This is a genomic window from Frankia sp. CpI1-P (assembly GCF_001421075.1).
Lineage (GTDB): Bacteria > Actinomycetota > Actinomycetes > Frankiales > Frankiaceae > Frankia > Frankia torreyi.
Map to the genome: position 1 here is coordinate 53,528 of NZ_LJJX01000030.1, position 17,634 is coordinate 71,161.

Consider the following 17,634-nt stretch of genomic DNA (forward strand, 5'->3'; position numbering starts at 1 on the left):
CTCACGCCGCCGAGGGTCTCCACTCCGAGGGAGAGCGGGGTGACGTCCAGCAGCAGCACGTCGGAGACCTCGCCCTTGATGACCGCGGCCTGGATGGCGGCGCCGACGGCGACGACCTCGTCCGGGTTGACCGTCATGTTCGGATCCTTGCCGGCGGTCAGCCGGCGCACGAGGGCCTGCACAGCCGGCATGCGGGTGGCGCCGCCGACGAGGATCACCTCGTCGAGGTCCCGCTCGGAGAGTTTCGCGTCCGACATCGCCTGCCGCAGCGNCCCCATGCACCGTTCAAGCAGATCCGCCGTCACCTGCTCGAACTGCGAGCGGGTCACGGTGGTGTCGAGGTGCTTCGGGCCGCCTGCGTCGGCCGTGACGAACGNCAGGTTCACCTGCGTCTGCGTCACCGAGGAAAGCTCGATCTTCGCCTTCTCCCCGGCCTCGAACAGCCGCTGCAGCGCCTGCGGGTCGCTGCGCAGGTCGATGCCGTTGTTGTTCGTGAACTCGTCGGCGAGCAGGTCGACGAGGCGGCGGTCCCAGTCGCTGCCGCCGAGATGGGTGTCGCCGGCGGTCGCGCGCACCTCGACGATGCCGTCGCCGACGTCGAGGATCGACACGTCGAACGTGCCGCCGCCGAGGTCGAAGACGAGCACGGTCTCGTGCGCGCGCTTGTCCATCCCGTACGCCAGCGCCGCCGCGGTCGGCTCGTTGATGATCCGCAGGACCTCCAGGCCGGCGATCCGGCCGGCGTCCTTCGTGGCCTGCCGCTGCGCGTCGTTGAAGTAGGCCGGCACGGTGATGACCGCTTCGGTGACCTTCTCGCCGAGGAATCGGGCGGCGTCGTCGACCAGTTTCCGCAGCACCATCGCGGAAATCTCCTCGGGCGCGTACTGCCGCCCGCGCACGACGATCCGCGCCGCGTCGTCGGTGCCCCGATGAATGTCGTAGGTGACGGTCCGAAGTTCGCTTGCCACCTCGCTGTACCGGCGGCCGATGAACCGCTTCACCGCGGTTATCGTGCCCTTCGGATTGAGAATTGCCTGGNGGCGGGCAAGCTCCCCGACCAGCCTCTCCCCACTCTGCGTGAATGCGACCACGGAAGGGGTCGTCCGGGCTCCCTCGGCATTGGGGATGACGGTCGGCTGGCCGCCTTCCACGGCGGCGATGACCGAGTTCGTCGTCCCCAGGTCGATTCCTACAGCCTTACCCACGATGCCCTCCCGGGAGTCCGCGACGTGCGGGTCACGCGAAGGCTGCCCCCGTGGGCCGGAACCAATCGGGTGTGACGCCAGATCCCGGCAGGTCACGGGCCCGGCCGGCCCCGATACCGAGCGGCGCGGGCGGTGCTCGACGCCGCCGTGGTCGCTCGTGGCGGCCGCGGCGGCGCGGGCGTCGGCACCGTGCCGGGCCGCTCAGACGGCCGCGAGGGCCACTTCCGTCGACTTGATCAGGGCGGTGACGGAGGAACCCTCGGCAAGGCCGAGATCGGTCGCGGCGGCCAGGGTGATCGCGGAGGTGAGCTCGCCGCCGCTGTCGAGGGCGATGTGCGCGACGGCCATCGCGCCGCCGGTCTCGAGGCTGGAGATCGTGCCGCGGAGCTGGTTGCGGATGCTCAGACCGTCCACGCTGCCGGTGGTGAGGGAAACCTCGGTGGACTTGATCAGCACTTCGACGGTGGAGCCCGCCGACAGGCCGAGTTCCTTGATCGCATCTATGGTCACCGCGGCCGTCACCTTCTGCCCGCCAGGCAATGCGATTAGTACAGTANTCATCACCGCACCTTCGGTGATGTCGGTGACGGTTCCGGTCAGTTGGTTACGTATGGTCAGACTCACGGCTACACCTTTCGTCGGTCCACCCAGCGCGTCCCTTCAGTTCTACTCGTTCGCCTGGGACACGTGCCCGCTCCGATCGCGCCTTGATTTCCGCACGTACCGAAAAGAGCCGCGGGTGAACGCCGCGGATGCGTCTCCCTTTGCGTCTGGAAAAGCGTAGGCAAGTGGCCGCACGGATGTGGCCGATCCCACATTTCGGAGACGGCTGCCGATACCCGAGAGCGCTCGACTGGCTCCCGCCGGCCCCGCACATTACCGCCCGGGGACGGCGTTCCNGGCTATCCGCTCCGGGCCAGGGCGGCGCAAAGCGGCTCGAACCGGGCCACCCGGATGTTCCCACCAAAACGTTCCGGCCGTACCCCGCCCGCGGACCGACCGGCGGATAGAGTACGGGCAATGACGACCGTCGCCGGCGTTGGGTGCGGTTCGCCTCGGCGGCCGGCGAGGCGTCGGCCCGAATGCCGCCTCGCGGATGGCGGCGCCCGGGATCTGGGAATCCGCCGAGGTCCACGGTCCACTCCCTCATCCGCAACGAGGTCGGAATGGCAGAAACACCGACGACAGCGACGGCGATCGTCACCGGGGCGGGGCGGGGAATCGGGGCGGCGATCGCCGCCGACCTCGCCCGCCGCGGTTATCACGTGGTCGTGAACTACCGGCGCGATGCCGACGCGGCGGCCGCCGTGGTCGCGGGAATTCACCGGTCGGGGGGCAGCGCGGTCGCGCTGGCGGGTGACGTCACCGCCCCGGACGACGTGGCGTCGCTGGTCGCGACCGTGCTCGCCGACCGCGGCCGGATCGACGCGCTGGTGGTCAACGCGAACACCGTCGCCCCGCCCTTCGCACCGCTGAGCGAGCTGACCTGGGCGGCGTTCGCCGCGAAGATGACCGGCGAGCTCGCCGGGGCCTTCCACATCACCCAGCAGGTGGTGGCGGTCATGCGGGCGCAGGGCGAGGGGCGGCTGGTCTATCTCGGCAGCACCGCCGCCGACTACGTGGGCGCGGGCCGGCTCGCCCACGGCACGGCGAAGGCGGCGCTGGCCACCTTCGCCCGCCACGTCGCCGCGGAGACGGCCCGCGACGGGATCAGCGTCCTGACCGTCGCGCCCGGCGCCGTGCGCACCGAGGCCACCGCAGCGGTCCTCAACGCGGAACGCGAGAAGGCGCTGGCGGACAACTCGGTGCTGCACCGCATCCTGGAACCGGCGGACGTCGCCGCCGCCGTCGGGTTGGCCCTCGACCCCGCCCTGCGCCCGGCGACCGGAACGGTCCTACGCGTCGACGCCGGCTGGTCGGTACTCGCCGGCGGCCCCACCGCCTGAGGCCGCCAGCGGGCCGGTCTATCGTCAGTCACCTACCGGTCGCCGATCGTCTACCGGTCGCCGGTCGGGTAGCGGTCGCTGGTCGTCGTCGCCCGCTGGGCGCGGCCCCCTTCCAGGCGTCCGCCCTCCGCGACCGCCCTGCCGCCGAAGCCGGCGGTCGTCAGGTCGTCCAGGTGCAGGCTGTCCAGGGGCGCGGGCGCCCGGACTCCCCGTAGCCGCAGAGCCATGGCGATCTTGGTCAGGCCGAGTGCGAGAGCGGCGAGCCCGACCCACAGGGCCAGCAGCGACCGCGAGTCCCGCGGGTAGCCCACCGCCCAGAACGCGACCCCGATCTCCAGCGCGCCGACGACGAGCGGCATCCACCACTGCGCCGGCGCCCGCCCGTCCGCCTCGGCCTCGGCGTGCTGCTCGGAGCGCCGGGCCGCGAACGAGTTGATGATGTCGTACACACCCTTGATCAGGAAGAACCAGGCCACCGTCCGAGCCACCACCTTGAAGGTGGGATCCGGCCAGACCAGCGCCACGATCCCGCCCACCACGAACAGCGCGGCGAGCAGCAGGTGGGACCACCGCCAGTCCCGGGCGGTCGCCCCCGCGGCCAGCACCTCGCTGGCCGCGCCCAGCAGCAGGACGATCCCCAGCACCACCGCGATCCTCTTCAGGGAATGCATGTCGAACTGCGGGATCGCCAGNGCGAACAGGGTGAAAGCCACACCTACGGCGAGAAGTGCGTACCACGGAATACCGGCTGACCGCGACTGCGTCCTTCGGTCCGCAGCCCGTTGATCGATCACAGTTCCCACCCCCGTCTCGTCAGGGTCGTCCCGTCTGGCGGGATCCGTCCCTCACTTCTGGACCACAGGTCAGCACCCTGATTCCCACCGTAGAGCCGACCACGCATGACCACCGGAAATCGTCCCGGCGGACCGCCGGCCGCGGTGCCGGACTATTCAGGTCGGGCGCGGCTCCGGACCCGCGAGCCGCAGGCACGTCACCGACCGTGGGAAATTCCCCGGGAATGACGATGCCTGCGGCCGCCGACGGCGCCACGCCGCACATTGATCGAATCGACGGCCCACGGCTGCGGTGTAGCCTGCCGTCGAGCCGACCCGAAGTCGCTGTGCCCCCGCTCGGAATCACCGGGATTCTCTTCGGAAAGACGTCTGGTCCGGTATGGCCGCCGGCGAGGTGATTCAATCGATGTTGACTATCAGGCCGATGCTGACCGTCAGGCCGATGCTGACCGCGGCGGCGGGCGTCCTGACGAGCCCGCTGACGCCGGACGACTACCGGGCCATGGTGAACCCGCTGTGGTCGCGGCGGCACTTGTCCGNCCGGGTCGAAGAGGTGGTACCGGAGACCCCGGACGCCTCGACCGTCGTCCTGCGGCCCGGTCGCGGCTGGCGGCGACACCTCGCCGGCCAGCACGTCGGCGTCGGCGTGAACATCGATGGCGTGTGNCACTGGCGGACGTTCTCGCTGTCGTCCCCGCCCGGCCGCCCGGACGGGCTCGTCACCATCACCGTGAAGGCCGCTCCCGGCGGGTTCGTGTCCCACCACGTCGTCCACCGGCTGCGTCCCGGCGAGATCGTCCGGCTCGGCCAGCCGACGGGCCAGTTCGTGCTGCCGGCGGACCTGCCGCCCCGGTTGCTGTTCGTGACCGCCGGCAGCGGCATCACCCCGGTGATGTCGATGCTGCGCGGCCTCGCCCTCGCCGGGGACCGGCCGGACGTCTTCCTCGCGCACATCGCGCCCGACGGGCCGGCGGTCATCTTCGGCGACGAACTGCGCCGGATGGCGGCCCGGACCCCCGGCCTCCGCCTGCACGAGCACCACACCCGCTCCCGCCCCGGCCGGCGGGCGCGGCGGCCGACGATGGCGGACCTGGCCGCCACCTGCGCCGATCTGCCGGATCGGCCGGCGTGGGTCTGCGGGCCGCGGGGACTGCTCGACGACGCGGAGGCGTACTGGCGGGCGGCCGGCCTCGCCGACCGGCTGCGGACGGAACGGTTCCAGCCGGTGGCGCGCCCGTCCGCCGGGCCCGGCGGGCGGGTGCGCTTCGTCCGCAGCGGACGGGAAGCGCTCGCCGACGCGGGCACGCCCCTACTGGTGGCGGGCGAGGAGGCGGACGTCGCCATGCCGAGCGGCTGCCGCATGGGCGTCTGCCGCACCTGCCTGGCCCGCCTGGCCAGCGGCCGGATCCGGGACCTGCGCACCGGCGAGGAGCACGGCGACCCGGGCGACGTCATCCAGACCTGCGTGTCCACCGCCGTCGGCGACGTCGAGCTCGACCTGTGAGCCGAACCGGACCTGTGAGCCGAACCGGACCTGTGAGCCGAACCGGACCTGTGAGCCGAACCGGACCTGTGAGCCGAACCGGACCTGTGAGCCGAACCGGACCTGTGAGCTGAACCGGACCTGTGAGGAGAACGCGGATGCCAGCGCCCACGCATCTCAGTACCCGAGACATCGAGGAGTTCGGCCGGGAGCTCGACCGGCTGCGGGCGGAGGTCATCGCGAGCCGCGGCGAGGGCGACGCCCGCTACATCCGACGGGTGATCGCCCTCCAGCGCAGGCTCGAGGTCGGCGGCCGAGCGGTCATGTTCGCGTCCCTCGTGCCACCGGCGTGGCTGGCCGGTACGACGATGCTCGCCGTCGCCAAGATCCTCGAGAACATGGAGATCGGGCACAACGTCCTGCACGGCCAGTGGGACTGGATGCGTGACCCGGACATCCACTCCACCACCTGGGAATGGGATTTCGCCTCACCCGCCGAGCAGTGGAGGCACTCCCACAACTACGCCCACCACACGTACACGAACGTACTCGGCCGGGATCGGGACCTCGGGTACGGCATGCTGCGGGTCTCCCCCGAGCAGCCCTGGCACCCCGTGTACCTGGCCCAGCCCCTGTACAACCTGGGTCTCGCGGCCGTCTTCNAACACGGGATCGCGATCTACGACGCGGAGATCGACAAGGCGTGGCGGGGCGAGAAGGACTGGGGCGAGACCGCGAGCCAGCTCGGGCAGACGCTGCGCAAGTCCGCCCGCCAGGGGCTCAAGGACTACGTGGCGTTCCCCCTGCTCGGCGGTCCGGCGTTCCTCCCCGNCCTGCTGGGCAACCTCACCGCGAACGTCACCCGCAACGTCTGGGCGCACACCATCATCGTCTGTGGCCACTTCCCGGCGGGCACCCGGACCTTCACCGAGGAGGAGATCGCCGAGGAGAGCCGGGGCGAGTGGTACCTGCGACAGCTCCTCGGCTCCGCCAACATCAGCGGCCCGGCGCTCCTCCATCTCCTGTCCGGCAATCTCAGCCACCAGATCGAGCACCACCTCTTCCCCGACCTGCCCAGCAACCGCTACGCACAGATCGCCCCGCGGGTGCGCGAGCTGTGTGAGCGCTTCGGCCTGCCCTACACCACCGGCTCGCTGCCCCGGCAGACGGCGAGCGTCTGGCGACAGATCACCCGCCTGGCGCTGCCCGGCCCGGTGCGCTCGGCGGCGCGCCGCGGCCGGACCGAGCCCGTCGTCCCCCGCGCCGCCTGAGGGGAGCCGTCCCGCCGACGGCCGACAGCCGACAGCCGGCAGCCGGCAGACGACGGCCGGCATCGAACGCCCTGCTTACCGAGGTTGCCTACCGGGGGCGAGGCCGGNCCGGATGCAGGCGAGGAGCTCCTCGATGTCCACGGGCTTGGTGACGTAGTCGGTGGCCCCGGCGTCGAGGCACTTCTGCCGGTCGTCCGGCATCGCCTTGGCGGTGACGGCGATGATCGGCAGATCGGCGAACTGAGGCATGGCCCGGATGGCGGTGGTGGTGGCGTAGCCGTCCATCTCGGGCATCATCACGTCCATCAGCACGAGGTCGATGCCCGGGTTGGACTGCAGCGCGTCGATGCCCATCCGCCCGTCGGCGGCGTGGATCACCCGCAGCCCGTAGAGGTCGAGGATGCTGGTGATGGCGAAGACGTTGCGCACATCGTCGTCGACCACCAGCACGGTGCGCCCGGCGATCCCGGGGGCGGCAGCCACCTCCCGCGCCAGGGACGGGTCCGGATCGACGGGGACCGCCACCGGCGCCACCGGTGCACTCGCGGTCACCAGGTGGAGCCCCGGCTTCGCCTCGTCCATCGGCGCCGCGCCGTCCACCGGCGATGCCACGTCCACCGGCGGCGGCGCCACGTCCAACGGCGCCCCGTCGGGGAGCGCAGCCCACGGGGAGGGGGGAACGGGGGCCGGGGCCAGCCGTTCGGCGGAGGGTTGGGGGCCGTCGGGCGGTGTCGTCACGGCCGGGGCCATCGGCAGCCGGAGGGTGAAGGTGCTGCCCCGCCCGAACTCGCTGCGAGCCTGGATCTCCCCGCCCAGCAGCGTCGCCACCTCGCGACAGATCGACAGACCGAGGCCGGTGCCGCCGTAGCGGCGGCTGGTGGTGCCGTCGCCCTGCTGGAACGCCCCGAAGATGCGTTCCAGGTTCTCCCCCGCGATCCCGATGCCGGTGTCGGACACCGAGAACAGCACGGACTGCCCCGCTGCCCCCCCGCTGGCGCCGGACGACGTGATGGCCAGGTCGACGCTGCCCTGCTCGGTGAACTTCACCGCGTTGGACAGCAGGTTGCGCAGCACCTGCGCGACCAGGTGACGATCGGTGCGCAGCCGGGCGGGGAGGTCGGGCGCCATTGCGACGGTGAAGCGCAGGCCCTTCTCCGCGGTGATCGGCGAGAAGGTGGCCTGGACGTCGTCGACGATGTCGGCCAGGGCGACCTCCTCGACGTGGATGTCCATCTTCCCGGCCTCGACCTTGGACAGATCGAGGATGTCGTTGATGAGCTGCAGCAGATCCGAACCCGCGGAATGGATGACGTGCGCGTACTCGACCTGCTTCGGTGACAGGTTGCGGGTGGGGTTCTGCGCCAGCAGCCGGGCCAGGATCAGCAGGCTGTTCAGGGGTGTGCGGAGCTCGTGCGACATGTTCGCCAGGAACTCCGACTTGTACTTCGAGGCGAGGGCGAGCTGGCGGGCCCNCTCCTCCAGCTCCTGACGGGCCTGCTCGATCTCGAAGTTCTTGACCTCGATGTCGTGGTTCTGCCGGGCCAGCAGGGTGGCCTTCTCCTCCAGCTCGGCGTTGGAGAGCTGGAGGTCCTCCTGCCGGGACTGCAGTTCCTCGGACCGCGCCCGCAGCTCGGACGCGAGCCGCTGGGACTCGTCCAGCAGGGCGTCGGTGCGGGCGTTCGCGATGATCGTGTTGACGTTGACGCCGATGGTCTCCGTGAGCAGGTTCAGGAAGTCGTGGTGGACCTGCGTGAAGGGGCTGAAGGAGGCGAGCTCGATGACGCCGAGCACCTGGTCCTCGAACAGGATCGGCAGCACGATCAGGGCGACCGGAGCCGACTGCCCGAGGCTCGAGGCGATCTGCAGATAGTCGGCGGGCGTGTTCGCGACGACGATCGTCCGCTTCGTCCGCGCGGCCTGCCCGACGAGGGACTGCCCGAAGTCGAACCGGCGCGGAACGTCCCGGGGAGCCTGGTAGCCGTAGCTCGCGATCAGGTTGAGCGCCGGCCGTTCCACCCCCGACTCGGCGAGCAGGAAGGTGCCGTACTGGGCGTCGACCATCGGCGTCAGCTCGTCGATGACGAGCTGGGCGACGGTCTGCAGGTCGCGATGTCCCTGCATCAGCCCGCCGATGTGGGCGAGGCTGGTCTTCAGCCAGTCCTGTTCCTGGTTCGCGCGGGTCGTCTCGCGCAGCGAGCGGACCATCGCGTTGATGTTGTCCTTGAGCTCGGCGACCTCGCCCTGGGCATCGACGTCGATCGACCTGGTCAGGTCACCGGTGGCGACGGCGCTGGTGACGGCGGCGATGGCCCGGACCTGCCGGGTGAGGTTCCCGGCCAGCTCGTTGACGTTCTCGGTGAGGCGCTTCCAGGTGCCCGAGAGGCCCTCCACCTCGGCCTGGCCGCCGAGGATGCCGTCCGTGCCCACCTCGCGGGCCACCCGCGTCACCTCGGCCGCGAACGAGGACAACTGGTCGACCATCGTGTTGATGGTCGTCTTCAGCTCGAGGATCTCCCCGCGGGCGTCGACGTCGATCTTGCGGGTCAGATCGCCCCGGGCGACCGCCGTCGTGACCTGGGCGATGTTGCGGACNTGGCTGGTCAGGTTGTTCGCCATGAAGTTGACGTTGTCGGTGAGGTCCTTCCAGGTGCCGGACACCCCCTTCACGCTCGCCTGACCGCCCAGGCGGCCGTCCGTACCGACCTCGCGGGCCACCCGCGTCACCTCGTCGGCGAAGGCGCCGAGCGTGTCGACCATCGTGTTGATCGTGGACGCCAGGGCGGCGACCTCGCCCTTCGCCTCCACCGTGATCTTCTGGGACAGGTCGCCGCGGGCGACGCCGGTGGCGACCTGCGCGATGGACCGGACCTGCGCCGTCAGGTTCGAGGCCATCACGTTGACGTTGTCGGTGAGGTCCTTCCAGGTTCCCGACACGCCGCGGACGTTGGCCTGACCGCCGAGGTTGCCCTGGGTACCGACCTCCCGGGCCACCCGCGTCACCTCGTCGGCGAACCCCGAGAGCTGATCGACCATCGTGTTGATGGTCTCCTTGAGCTCGAGGATCTCGCCGCGGGCGTCGACCCGGATCTTCTGCGACAGGTCCCCTCGGGCGACCGCCGTGGTCACCTGGGCGATCGACCGGACCTGGTCGGTGAGGTTGCCGGCCATGACGTTCACCGACTCGGTGAGGTCACGCCACGTACCCGAGACGCCCTTGACGTCCNCCTGCCCACCGAGCCGCCCGTCGGTACCGACCTCCCGGNCCACCCGGGTCACCTCGTCGGCGAACCCCNAGAGNTGATNGACCATCGTGTTGATCGTGCTCTTGAGCTCCAGGATCTCACCCCGGGCGTCCACGGTGATCTTCTGCGACAGGTCACCCTTCGCCACCGCCGTCGCGACCTGNGCGATGTCGCGGACCTGACCGGTCAGGTTGCCGGCCATGGCGTTGACGTTGTCCGTCAGGTCCTTCCACGAGCCCGAGACGCCGGGCACCTCGGCCTGGCCGCCAAGCTTGCCCTCGGTGCCCACCTCGCGCGCCACCCGCGTCACCTCGGAGGTGAACAGGGCGAGCTGGTCGATCATCCCGTTGAAGACCGTGGCGATCTCGTCCAGCAGATCGTCACCGACCCGGGGCAGGCGGGTGCCGAAGTCGCCGCCCCGCACGGCGGTGAGCCCGGCCAGGAGCTGCCGCAGGGCCGGATCATCCAGCCTCGCGCGTACTGCTTCACGATCCGTGACCTCGGTCACCGTTGCCCTCCAGCCTGTCGCCTACGGTGGCCGCCCCTCCGGGAGCCGTCGCGGTCGATGTCCAGATCCGTTGGAAGCTTCTGCAGTAGGGTAAGGGCGACAAGACCGGCGTCCCGGCCATACACCCTTGTCTTGGTGAACGGCCAGCGCTCGGGGTGGACAAGGAGACACGGTCGTGGGCTCCGCGCAAGGCAGCGCTGGCCGGTCCGGCCCCGCTGCAGGGATGCTGAGCGTGATCGCCCGCCAGCAGCGGCAGCTCGCAGAAGCCCGGTCACGCACCGCATCCGACGCCTTGATCGACGTCGCCATCGGGGTGCTCGTCGAGCGGTTGCACTGTTCGGTGGCCGAGGCGGGCGAGCAGCTTCGCGGCCTCGCCGCCGCGGCCGGGGTGGCCCCGGCCGACTTCGCGGCCGAGGTGCTCGGCCAGGCCCCGGGCGCGTCCCCCCGGCCGGCGCTCGACTCCGATGCTCGCCGCCGATCCTGGCTGGCGCAGGCCGCCGTCGGCCACGCCGCCGACGGCTGCCCGGTCGCGCAGGCCGTCCACGACGAGGTCCTGGCCCCGCTGGGGGCGGTGGCGGTGGCCTTCTGGATGCTGGAGCCGGACGGCGCGCTCGCCCTGGTCGGGGAGGCCGGTCTGGGTCCGCTCGACGCGAGCCGCTGGCAGCGGATCCCGCCGCAGTTGGACTGCGCCGCCCAGCGCGCCGCCCGCCTCGGCGCACCCCAGTGGTGGCCGACCGGATCCCCGCCGGGACCTGCGGCCGGCGGGATCGGCGCGGGGGGCACAGACAGCACGGGAGGCACTGACGGGCCGGCCCGGCTGGGCCCCTGGCGGGGCGCACGTGCGGCGTTGCCGTTCCGGCGGGCCGGCGCTGTCGTGGGCGCCATGGAGATCTGCTGGCCGGCGTCGCGCGCGCAGTTCGGCGAGGGGCTACGGCGCGAACTCACCGCACTCGCCGATCTCTGCCTGCACAGCCTGCGGCCGACGAGCGGACCCGGCGGCACGCCCGGCGCCGCGGCAGCGCAGACCCCCGAGGGCTTCGCGACCCTGGCGGCCAGGGTCGCCTGGCTGCCGGCGTTGCTCGACGCCGTGGGCGGGTCGGTGTTGCTGGCGCAGGCGGTGCGCGCCGACGACGGCGAGGTGCTCGACTTCCGTATCGATCACGTCGGCGAGGGCTTCCAGGATCCGGGGGGGCGCCCACCCGCCGAGCTGCGCGGGCGCGGCCTGCTGGAGCTCTACCCCCTCCTCGGTGCCGACGCGGGCCTGTTCGGGCGCGCGGTCGAGGTCCTGCGCACCGGCGAGCCGTACCGCGCCGACGGCACCGTCCTGCTCACCCTGGTCGACGACGTGGTCGTCGGCGAGGAGGTGGACGTGCGCATCGCCCGCCTCTTCGACGGCGTCGCCATCGGCTGGACCGTCGGCGAGGCGAGCGCGGGCGAGTACTCCCTGCTGCGCGCCGTGGAACGCCTCGGCCGGTTCGGCGCCTGGCAGGAGGAGATCCGTACCGGCGCGGTCCGCTGGACCCGGCACACCTACGAGCTGTTCGGCCGGGCCCGCCACGCCCCGCCCATCNCCCTCGACGATCTCCACACGCACGTTCATCCCCAGGACCGGGCGGCCGTCGACCAGCTCCGCGACGCGCTGCTACGGCTGAAGCGCTCGGTCACGGTCTCCTTCCGGGTCCTGCTCCCCGACGGGACGATGCGCCAGCTCCGCGCGCTCGCCGAACCCGTGACCGACACCGCCGGGACGCTGGTCGCGGTCCGCGGCGTCTATCAGGACCTGACGAGCCACTACCGCACGCAGGTCGTCCTCGACGCCACCCGCCACCAGCTCGCCGACTCCGAGGCGCGGGCCGCCGGCCAGCACCGCCTCGCGCTCACCCTGCAGCGGGCACTCCTGCCCGGCTCGGACGAGGCCGTCGAGGCCAGCGGACTCGCGGTCGCCGTCCGCTACCGCCCGGCCGAACAGGAACACCTCGTCGGCGGCGACTGGTACGACGCGGTCACCCTCCCCGGCGGCGACGTCCTGCTCGTCGTGGGTGACGTCGCGGGCCACAGCATCCGAACCGTGGCCGGCATGGTGACCCTGCGCAACAGCCTTCGCGGCCTCGCCGTCACCGGCGCGGGCCCCGCGCACCTGCTGCGCTGGCTCAACCGGGTCACCTACCACCTGACGGACGACATCACCGCGACCGTCGTCTGCGGCCTGTACCGACCGTCGGACCACACGCTGCGGTGGGCCCGCGCGGGACATCTGCCCCCGGTCCTCGTCCACGGCGGCAAGGCCAGCACGCTGCCGCAGCCCGACGGCCTGCTGCTCGGCGTCGAGCCCGACGCGGCCTATGAGGAGGCCATCCACCACCTGGCCCCCGAGGACCTTCTCCTGCTGTTCACCGACGGTCTCATCGAACGCCGCGGCACCGGACTGGACACCTCCCTGGGGGCCCTGCTGGAGATCGCCGCCCAGCGCCAGCCCGACGTCGCCCGGCAGGCCGACCACGTCCTCGCGCACACCAGGCCCGACACCGACGACGACACCTGCCTCATCGTCATCCAGCGCCGCGACCACCGAGCCTGAGCAACCAGCGATGCCCGGACAATCGGGTCACCAGTCATACACGGAAACGTGCCGAGGCTTCGGTACGGTTTCAGGCCGAAAAACCGTACCGAAGCCTCGGCACGATTTGGCCGCAATCTGGCCACGATCCGAGCTGGCGGGCGGCGGCGGCGCGGCAGACGGCGGGGCGGCAGACGGCGGGGCGGCAGACGGCGGGGCGGCGTTGTGCCGGGTCTGCAGTTCTGAGACGGTCGGACCCGTGCCAGAACCGGCAAGACGAGTGGCCACAGGAGCAGTGGCGGGAGCGGCCAGGCCAGCGGTTAGGGGGACTGTCGCGCTGATGCGGGCCTGCCATGTGGAGCCGACGGTCGCGGTGACGCTGTTCGCGACGGCGCTCGCGGCCGCCGGCGGTCGCACGAGGGCCGGGGTCGTCGCGGTCGCGGCGGCGGTCGGGACCGGCCAGCTCTCGGTCGGCTGGAGCAATGACCTCGTCGACCGTGGCCGGGACGCCGCCGGGGGCCGGACCGACAAGCCGATCGTCGTCGACGGCCTGGCGCCGGCGATGGTCGCCGGGGCCGCTGCGACGGCGCTGGTCGCGTGCGTGCCGTTGTCCTTCCTCTCCGGCGGGCGGGCGGGGTCGGCCCATCTCGCCGCGGTCGCGGGCGGGTGGGCGTACAACTTTGGGCTGAAGGCGACCCCGCTGTCCGTCGTCCCCTATGCCGTCTCGTTCGCGCTGCTGCCCGCCTCCGTCGTCCTCGGACTGCCCGGCCATCCCACGCCACCGTGGTGGCTGCCGCTGGCGGGGGCGCTGCTCGGCTCGGGCGCCCACTTCGCCAACGTCCTGCCGGACCTCGATGCCGACGCCCGCACGGGGGTACGCGGGCTGCCGCAGCGCCTCGGCCCGGTCGGTGTGCGAGCGTCGGCGGCGCTGCTGCTCGCGGCGGGCTCCGTCGTCGCGGTGCTCGGCCCGGGGCACCCGCGGGGCTGGCAGGTGGGCGCGCTGGCCGCGGTGGCCGGGTTGACCGGGCTCGGCCTGCGCCTCGGCGACCGGCACGCGTTCCGCGCCGCGATGGCCGTCGCCGCGATCGACGTCGCGCTCGTCGTCGCCGCCGGCACCCGCCCGGCCTGACCCCGACACCGCCCAGCGCAGCCGACACCGCGCAGGCCAGCCGACATCTGCGCAGGTCATTGGATCGGAGCGGGCCGACGGTTACTCTGAGCAAAAATCTAAGCACAGACTGCGTCGGACCGGTCGCCACGTCAGCCGCGGACAACGGATTCTCCAGACCAACCGGGAGACATGTGGACAGGTCGACGGGCCGACCGGCATCGATCCCGACCGGCGCCATGGTCGCGGCACGGCGTAGGCCACGGCGTGGGCCGCGGCGGGCGCGCAACGATCCCGCCCAGTACGACGATCTCGCCGCCGAGTGGTGGCCGACGCACGGACGGTTCGCCGCGTTGCGCTGGCTCGCCGAGGCCCGTGGCCGGCTCATCCCGGATCCGCCGGAACCCGGCGCCGCGCTGCTCGACCTCGCCTGCGGCGCCGGGCTGCTCTCCCTGACGCTGACGGGCCGGCTCGCCGGCTGGCGACACGTCGGCGTCGACCTGTCCTCGCCGGCGTTGCGGCAGGCCGCCGGGCACGGCGTCGCGGCGATCCAGGCCGACGTGCGGTGCCTGCCGTTCCGGGACGGGCAGTTCCCCTGCGTCGTCGCCGGCGAGCTGTTCGAGCACCTCGAGGATCTGGACGCGGCCTGCGCGGCGATCGCGCGGGTACTCGCCCCGGGCGGGACGCTCGTCATCGACACGCTCGCCGACACGCTGTTCTGCCGGGTGGCTCTGGTGGGCCTCGCCGAACGCCTTCCCGGTGGGCCACCGCCGCGCATCCACGATCCCCGACTGCTCGTCGCGCCCGACCGGTTGGCCCGCGCGCTGGGCGCCTGCGGCATCGAGATGACGGTCGTGGGCGGCCTTCGCCCCTCGCTCGTCGACTACGCCCGCTGGCTGGCCCGCCGGGCCGACTCGGTGCGGATGCTGCCGACCGGCTCCACCGCCGGCGTCTACCAGGCGGTCGGGACCAGGATCGAGACCGGGAGGGACGACCGTTGAACGCCACGATCCCGGCACCTCGCGGCCCGGCCGTCGACGGCGCGCGGCTCGCCGGGGAGGTCGTCGACGCGATCGCCGCCCGTGCCGGCGCCGCCGACCGGGACGGGGAGCTGCCCGTCGCCGACCTCGACGATCTGCGCGCCGCGGGGCTGCTCGGCCTGCTGGTGCCCGCCCGCCTCGGCGGGTCCGGCGGCGGCTTCGCCGACTGGGCCGATGCGGCGCGGGTGCTCGCCGCGGGCAGCGGCGCGACCGCCCTGGTCCTGAACATGCACACCTCCGTCGTGGGGGCGTTGGCCGGGACGCCCGACGGNCTCGCCCGCGCGATGGGGGCACCGGAGTCGTTCTTCGCCGCCCGCGACCGGATGCTCGCCCGCGCCGCGGCCGGGGAGTTCATCGCCGTCGCGATGAGCGAGCGGGGCGCGGGGTCCCGGCTGTCCGAGCTGCGGACCCGCTACCGGCGCGAGGACGGCGGCTACCGCATCACCGGAGTGAAGTCGTTCTGTTCGGGGGCGTCCCACGCGGACGTCTACTTCGTCGCCGCCCGCGCCGACGACTCCACGCCGGACGCCGCGCGGGTCAGTCACTTTCTCGTCCCGCGTGGGGCCGGGGTGCGCGTCGAACCGACCTGGGACACCCTCGGCATGCGGGGCACCGGCAGCCACGATGTGCGCCTCGACGTCCTCGTGCCGGCGGAAGCGCTCGTCGGTGGCGTGGAGGGGCTCANCATGCTGGTGGCGCAGGTCATGCCGCAGTGGCTGGTCGCCTCCTACGCCGCCGTCTACGCCGGGGTCGGCCGGGCCGCGTTCGACGCGGGGGTCGCGTACGCCCGCGCCAGGCGCACGGCCGGGATGCCGGGCGGCCTCGCGGAACTGCCCGCCGTGCGGGCCCGGTTCGGCCATGCCGACGCGGCGCTGGCCGCGCTGGACGCGGTGGTCGACGAGTGCGCGCGCCGGGTCGACGCCGACCCGGGCTCGGCGTCGACGAACCGGTGGGTGTGGCGGGCCAAGCTGCTCGCCGGACGGACCGCACAGGACGTCGCCGCCTCGGTCGTCGAGGCGTGCGGAACCGCAGTCACCCGCCGCGGGCACCCGCTCGAACGGCTCTACCGCGACGCCCGCTGCGGGTCCCTGCAGCCCGCGACGACCGACGTCTGCGCCGACTGGTTGGGGCTCGCGGCGCTGGGTGGCGACCCGGAGGCGGACGCGGACGCGGCCCGGTGGTGAGCGTCGGGACGCCCAGCACCGGAACGCCCAGCGCCGGAACGCCCAGCGCCGCCGTCATCACGGGCATGGGTGCGGCGTTTCCCGGCTCCCTCGACCAGCAGAGCCTGTGGGACGAGGTCTTCGAGCGGCGGTACCGGGGTGACCAGCTGGCCCGTCGGCTGTTCCTCGGCGCCGGGGTGCGGACCCGCCACGGGGTGGTGGATCCGCGGCGGGAGGATGTCAGCGCCTGGTCGACGGCCGCGCGGATGCGCCGTTACATGGCCGAGGCACCCCCGCTGGGCCGCCGGGCCGTGCGGGGCGCGCTGGCGGACGCCGGACTGAGCGCCGCCGAGGTCGGGCTGTTCGTCGTCGTCTCCTGCACCGGCTACGCGACGCCGGGTCTGGACATCCAGCTCGCCCGCGAACTCGGCATGCCGGCGTCGGTGCGCCGCCTGCTGATCGGGCACATGGGCTGCTACGGCGCCATCCCGGGGATGGGCGCGGCGGCGGACTTCGTCCGGTCCCACCGGCTGCCCGCGCTCATGCTCTGCGTGGAACTGACCTCTCTGCACAGCCAGCCCGAGCAGCCGTACCGGGATCTGGAACAGGTCGTCGCGCACGCCCTGTTCGGCGACGCCGCCGCGGCGATCGTGCTCGTCCCCGATGCCGCCCACGGCCTGGAGGTGCTCGACACCACCGCCGCCACCGTCCCGGACAGCGAGGACCTGATGACCTGGCACGTCACCGACCATGGCTTCCGCATGGGGCTGTCCCGCCAGGTGCCCGACGTCCTCGCGAAGCACGTCGAGGAGGCGACCGCCGCGCTGCTGGGCCCGATCGCCGCGGACCCGGGCGACGTCCGCGGCTGGGCCGTGCACCCCGGCGGATCGCGCATCGTCGACGTCGTCGAGGAGCGCCTGTCCCTGGCGCCCGCGCAGACCGCCGGGNCTCGCCGTGTCCTCGAGACCCGGGGGAACTGCTCGTCGGGCACCGTCCTGCTCGTCCTCGACCAGATCCGCGGGGACCTCACCGCCGGAGCGACCGCCGTCGCGATGGCGTTCGGTCCGGGCCTGACCCTCTGCCTCGCCGCGCTGCGCCGCAGGTAGTGGCAGCTCTCCCCCGAATCGGTTACAGCAAGTAACAGATCCTCATTCGCGCACAAAGTTCGCCCAACGTGCCGTGTATACGGACTTTCGCGGTGCTAACGTCCGTATCCGCGAAGCCATGCCGGCTGCGGCCTGGCTCCTGACCTCGGGAGACGGCCGCGCCTGCGCGCCTGCGCGCGTGGGCCGCCGCCGGGCGCCGGCCACCCCGTGC

Annotated in this window: 9 protein-coding genes and 19 pseudogenes; 15 read left to right on the forward strand and 13 right to left on the reverse strand. The window is 72.6% G+C overall.

Annotation, left to right across the window (positions count from 1 at the left end):
- The 6 genes and pseudogenes from FF86_RS52605 to FF86_RS52625 all read right to left on the reverse strand — a co-directional run.
- Nucleotides 1-271: pseudogene (locus tag FF86_RS52605) on the reverse strand (Hsp70 family protein); the annotation flags it as partial.
- A gap of 1 nt (nucleotide 272) precedes the next feature.
- Nucleotides 273-376 (reverse strand): annotated as a pseudogene (locus FF86_RS52610) (hypothetical protein); the annotation flags it as partial.
- Nucleotide 377: 1 nt separating this feature from the next.
- Nucleotides 378-1,038: pseudogene (locus FF86_RS52615) on the reverse strand (Hsp70 family protein); the annotation flags it as partial.
- Between the two features lies 1 nt (nucleotide 1,039).
- Nucleotides 1,040-1,205 (reverse strand): annotated as a pseudogene (locus FF86_RS52620) (Hsp70 family protein); the annotation flags it as partial.
- A 201-nt stretch (nucleotides 1,206-1,406) separates the two neighbouring features.
- Nucleotides 1,407-1,761 (reverse strand): molybdopterin-binding protein (locus FF86_RS19470; RefSeq protein WP_242419081.1); only part of this gene is annotated, 355 nt, incomplete at its 5' end.
- 1 nt (nucleotide 1,762) lies between these two features.
- A pseudogene (locus FF86_RS52625) lies at nucleotides 1,763-1,829 on the reverse strand (adenylate kinase); the annotation flags it as partial.
- Nucleotides 1,830-2,371: 542 nt separating this feature from the next.
- Between FF86_RS52625 and FF86_RS19475 the strand changes: the two are divergent.
- Nucleotides 2,372-3,151 carry an SDR family oxidoreductase gene (locus tag FF86_RS19475; protein ID WP_044887180.1) on the forward strand — a complete coding sequence of 260 codons (780 nt, stop codon included), beginning with the start codon at nucleotides 2,372-2,374 and terminating at the stop codon, nucleotides 3,149-3,151.
- A 50-nt stretch (nucleotides 3,152-3,201) separates the two neighbouring features.
- Here FF86_RS19475 and FF86_RS19480 read toward each other — a convergent pair.
- Together FF86_RS19480 and FF86_RS64240 are read right to left on the reverse strand one after the other, a co-directional pair.
- The coding region (locus FF86_RS19480) for an HdeD family acid-resistance protein (RefSeq protein ID WP_242419082.1) at nucleotides 3,202-3,843 on the reverse strand (642 nt) is incomplete at its 5' end.
- A gap of 1 nt (nucleotide 3,844) precedes the next feature.
- Nucleotides 3,845-3,954, reverse strand: a pseudogene (locus tag FF86_RS64240) (DUF308 domain-containing protein); the annotation flags it as partial.
- A 531-nt stretch (nucleotides 3,955-4,485) separates the two neighbouring features.
- Between FF86_RS64240 and FF86_RS52630 the strand changes: the two are divergent.
- From FF86_RS52630 to FF86_RS52645, 5 genes and pseudogenes are all read left to right on the forward strand, one after another.
- A pseudogene (locus FF86_RS52630) lies at nucleotides 4,486-4,611 on the forward strand (ferredoxin reductase); the annotation flags it as partial.
- 1 nt (nucleotide 4,612) lies between these two features.
- Nucleotides 4,613-5,449, forward strand: a pseudogene (locus FF86_RS19485) (flavin reductase family protein); the annotation flags it as partial.
- A gap of 137 nt (nucleotides 5,450-5,586) precedes the next feature.
- On the forward strand, nucleotides 5,587-6,090 hold a 504-nt coding region (locus FF86_RS52635; protein ID WP_396229951.1), incomplete at its 3' end, for a fatty acid desaturase family protein.
- Nucleotide 6,091: 1 nt separating this feature from the next.
- A pseudogene (locus FF86_RS52640) lies at nucleotides 6,092-6,259 on the forward strand (acyl-CoA desaturase); the annotation flags it as partial.
- A 1-nt stretch (nucleotide 6,260) separates the two neighbouring features.
- Nucleotides 6,261-6,699, forward strand: a pseudogene (locus FF86_RS52645) (fatty acid desaturase family protein); the annotation flags it as partial.
- Nucleotides 6,700-6,807: 108 nt separating this feature from the next.
- On the opposite strand, the pseudogene FF86_RS52650 reads toward FF86_RS52645, so the two are convergent.
- From FF86_RS52650 to FF86_RS52670, 5 pseudogenes are all read right to left on the reverse strand, one after another.
- A pseudogene (locus tag FF86_RS52650) lies at nucleotides 6,808-8,171 on the reverse strand (ATP-binding protein); the annotation flags it as partial.
- Nucleotide 8,172: 1 nt separating this feature from the next.
- Nucleotides 8,173-9,291 (reverse strand): annotated as a pseudogene (locus tag FF86_RS52655) (GAF domain-containing protein); the annotation flags it as partial.
- Nucleotide 9,292: 1 nt separating this feature from the next.
- Nucleotides 9,293-9,922 (reverse strand): annotated as a pseudogene (locus FF86_RS52660) (HAMP domain-containing protein); the annotation flags it as partial.
- An 80-nt stretch (nucleotides 9,923-10,002) separates the two neighbouring features.
- Nucleotides 10,003-10,104, reverse strand: a pseudogene (locus FF86_RS52665) (HAMP domain-containing protein); the annotation flags it as partial.
- Between the two features lies 1 nt (nucleotide 10,105).
- Nucleotides 10,106-10,449: pseudogene (locus FF86_RS52670) on the reverse strand (histidine kinase); the annotation flags it as partial.
- A gap of 175 nt (nucleotides 10,450-10,624) precedes the next feature.
- Here FF86_RS52670 and FF86_RS52675 point away from each other — a divergent pair.
- The 9 genes and pseudogenes from FF86_RS52675 to FF86_RS52700 all read left to right on the forward strand — a co-directional run.
- Nucleotides 10,625-12,019 (forward strand): ANTAR domain-containing protein (locus FF86_RS52675; protein WP_242419083.1); only part of this gene is annotated, 1,395 nt, incomplete at its 3' end.
- 1 nt (nucleotide 12,020) lies between these two features.
- Nucleotides 12,021-13,027: pseudogene (locus FF86_RS52680) on the forward strand (PP2C family protein-serine/threonine phosphatase); the annotation flags it as partial.
- A gap of 319 nt (nucleotides 13,028-13,346) precedes the next feature.
- Nucleotides 13,347-14,135: a UbiA family prenyltransferase gene (locus FF86_RS19505; protein ID WP_044888075.1), complete on the forward strand. Its 789-nt coding sequence runs from the start codon at nucleotides 13,347-13,349 to the stop codon at nucleotides 14,133-14,135.
- Nucleotides 14,136-14,353: 218 nt separating this feature from the next.
- Nucleotides 14,354-15,115, forward strand: coding sequence for a methyltransferase domain-containing protein (locus FF86_RS19510; RefSeq protein ID WP_044888076.1), 762 nt, complete (start codon nucleotides 14,354-14,356; stop codon nucleotides 15,113-15,115).
- The coding region (locus FF86_RS52685; RefSeq protein ID WP_242419084.1) for an acyl-CoA dehydrogenase family protein at nucleotides 15,112-15,425 on the forward strand (314 nt) is incomplete at its 3' end. The genes FF86_RS19510 and FF86_RS52685, both read left to right, overlap by 4 nt.
- Nucleotide 15,426: 1 nt before the next feature.
- Nucleotides 15,427-15,838: pseudogene (locus tag FF86_RS52690) on the forward strand (acyl-CoA dehydrogenase family protein); the annotation flags it as partial.
- A gap of 1 nt (nucleotide 15,839) precedes the next feature.
- A pseudogene (locus FF86_RS52695) lies at nucleotides 15,840-16,338 on the forward strand (acyl-CoA dehydrogenase family protein); the annotation flags it as partial.
- 65 nt (nucleotides 16,339-16,403) lie between these two features.
- Nucleotides 16,404-17,264 (forward strand): type III polyketide synthase (locus FF86_RS19520; RefSeq protein ID WP_396229953.1); only part of this gene is annotated, 861 nt, incomplete at its 3' end.
- 1 nt (nucleotide 17,265) lies between these two features.
- A pseudogene (locus tag FF86_RS52700) lies at nucleotides 17,266-17,423 on the forward strand (type III polyketide synthase); the annotation flags it as partial.
- Nucleotides 17,424-17,634: the final 211 nt, after the last annotated feature.

Bases quoted from the DNA above. Each gene is read 5' to 3' on its own strand.
- FF86_RS19475 (WP_044887180.1), top strand. From the start codon at position 2,372: ATGGCAGAAACACCGACGACAGCGACGGCGATCGTCACCGGGGCGGGG.
- FF86_RS19505 (WP_044888075.1), top strand. From the start codon at position 13,347: ATGCGGGCCTGCCATGTGGAGCCGACGGTCGCGGTGACGCTGTTCGCG.
- FF86_RS19510 (WP_044888076.1), top strand. From the start codon at position 14,354: ATGGTCGCGGCACGGCGTAGGCCACGGCGTGGGCCGCGGCGGGCGCGC.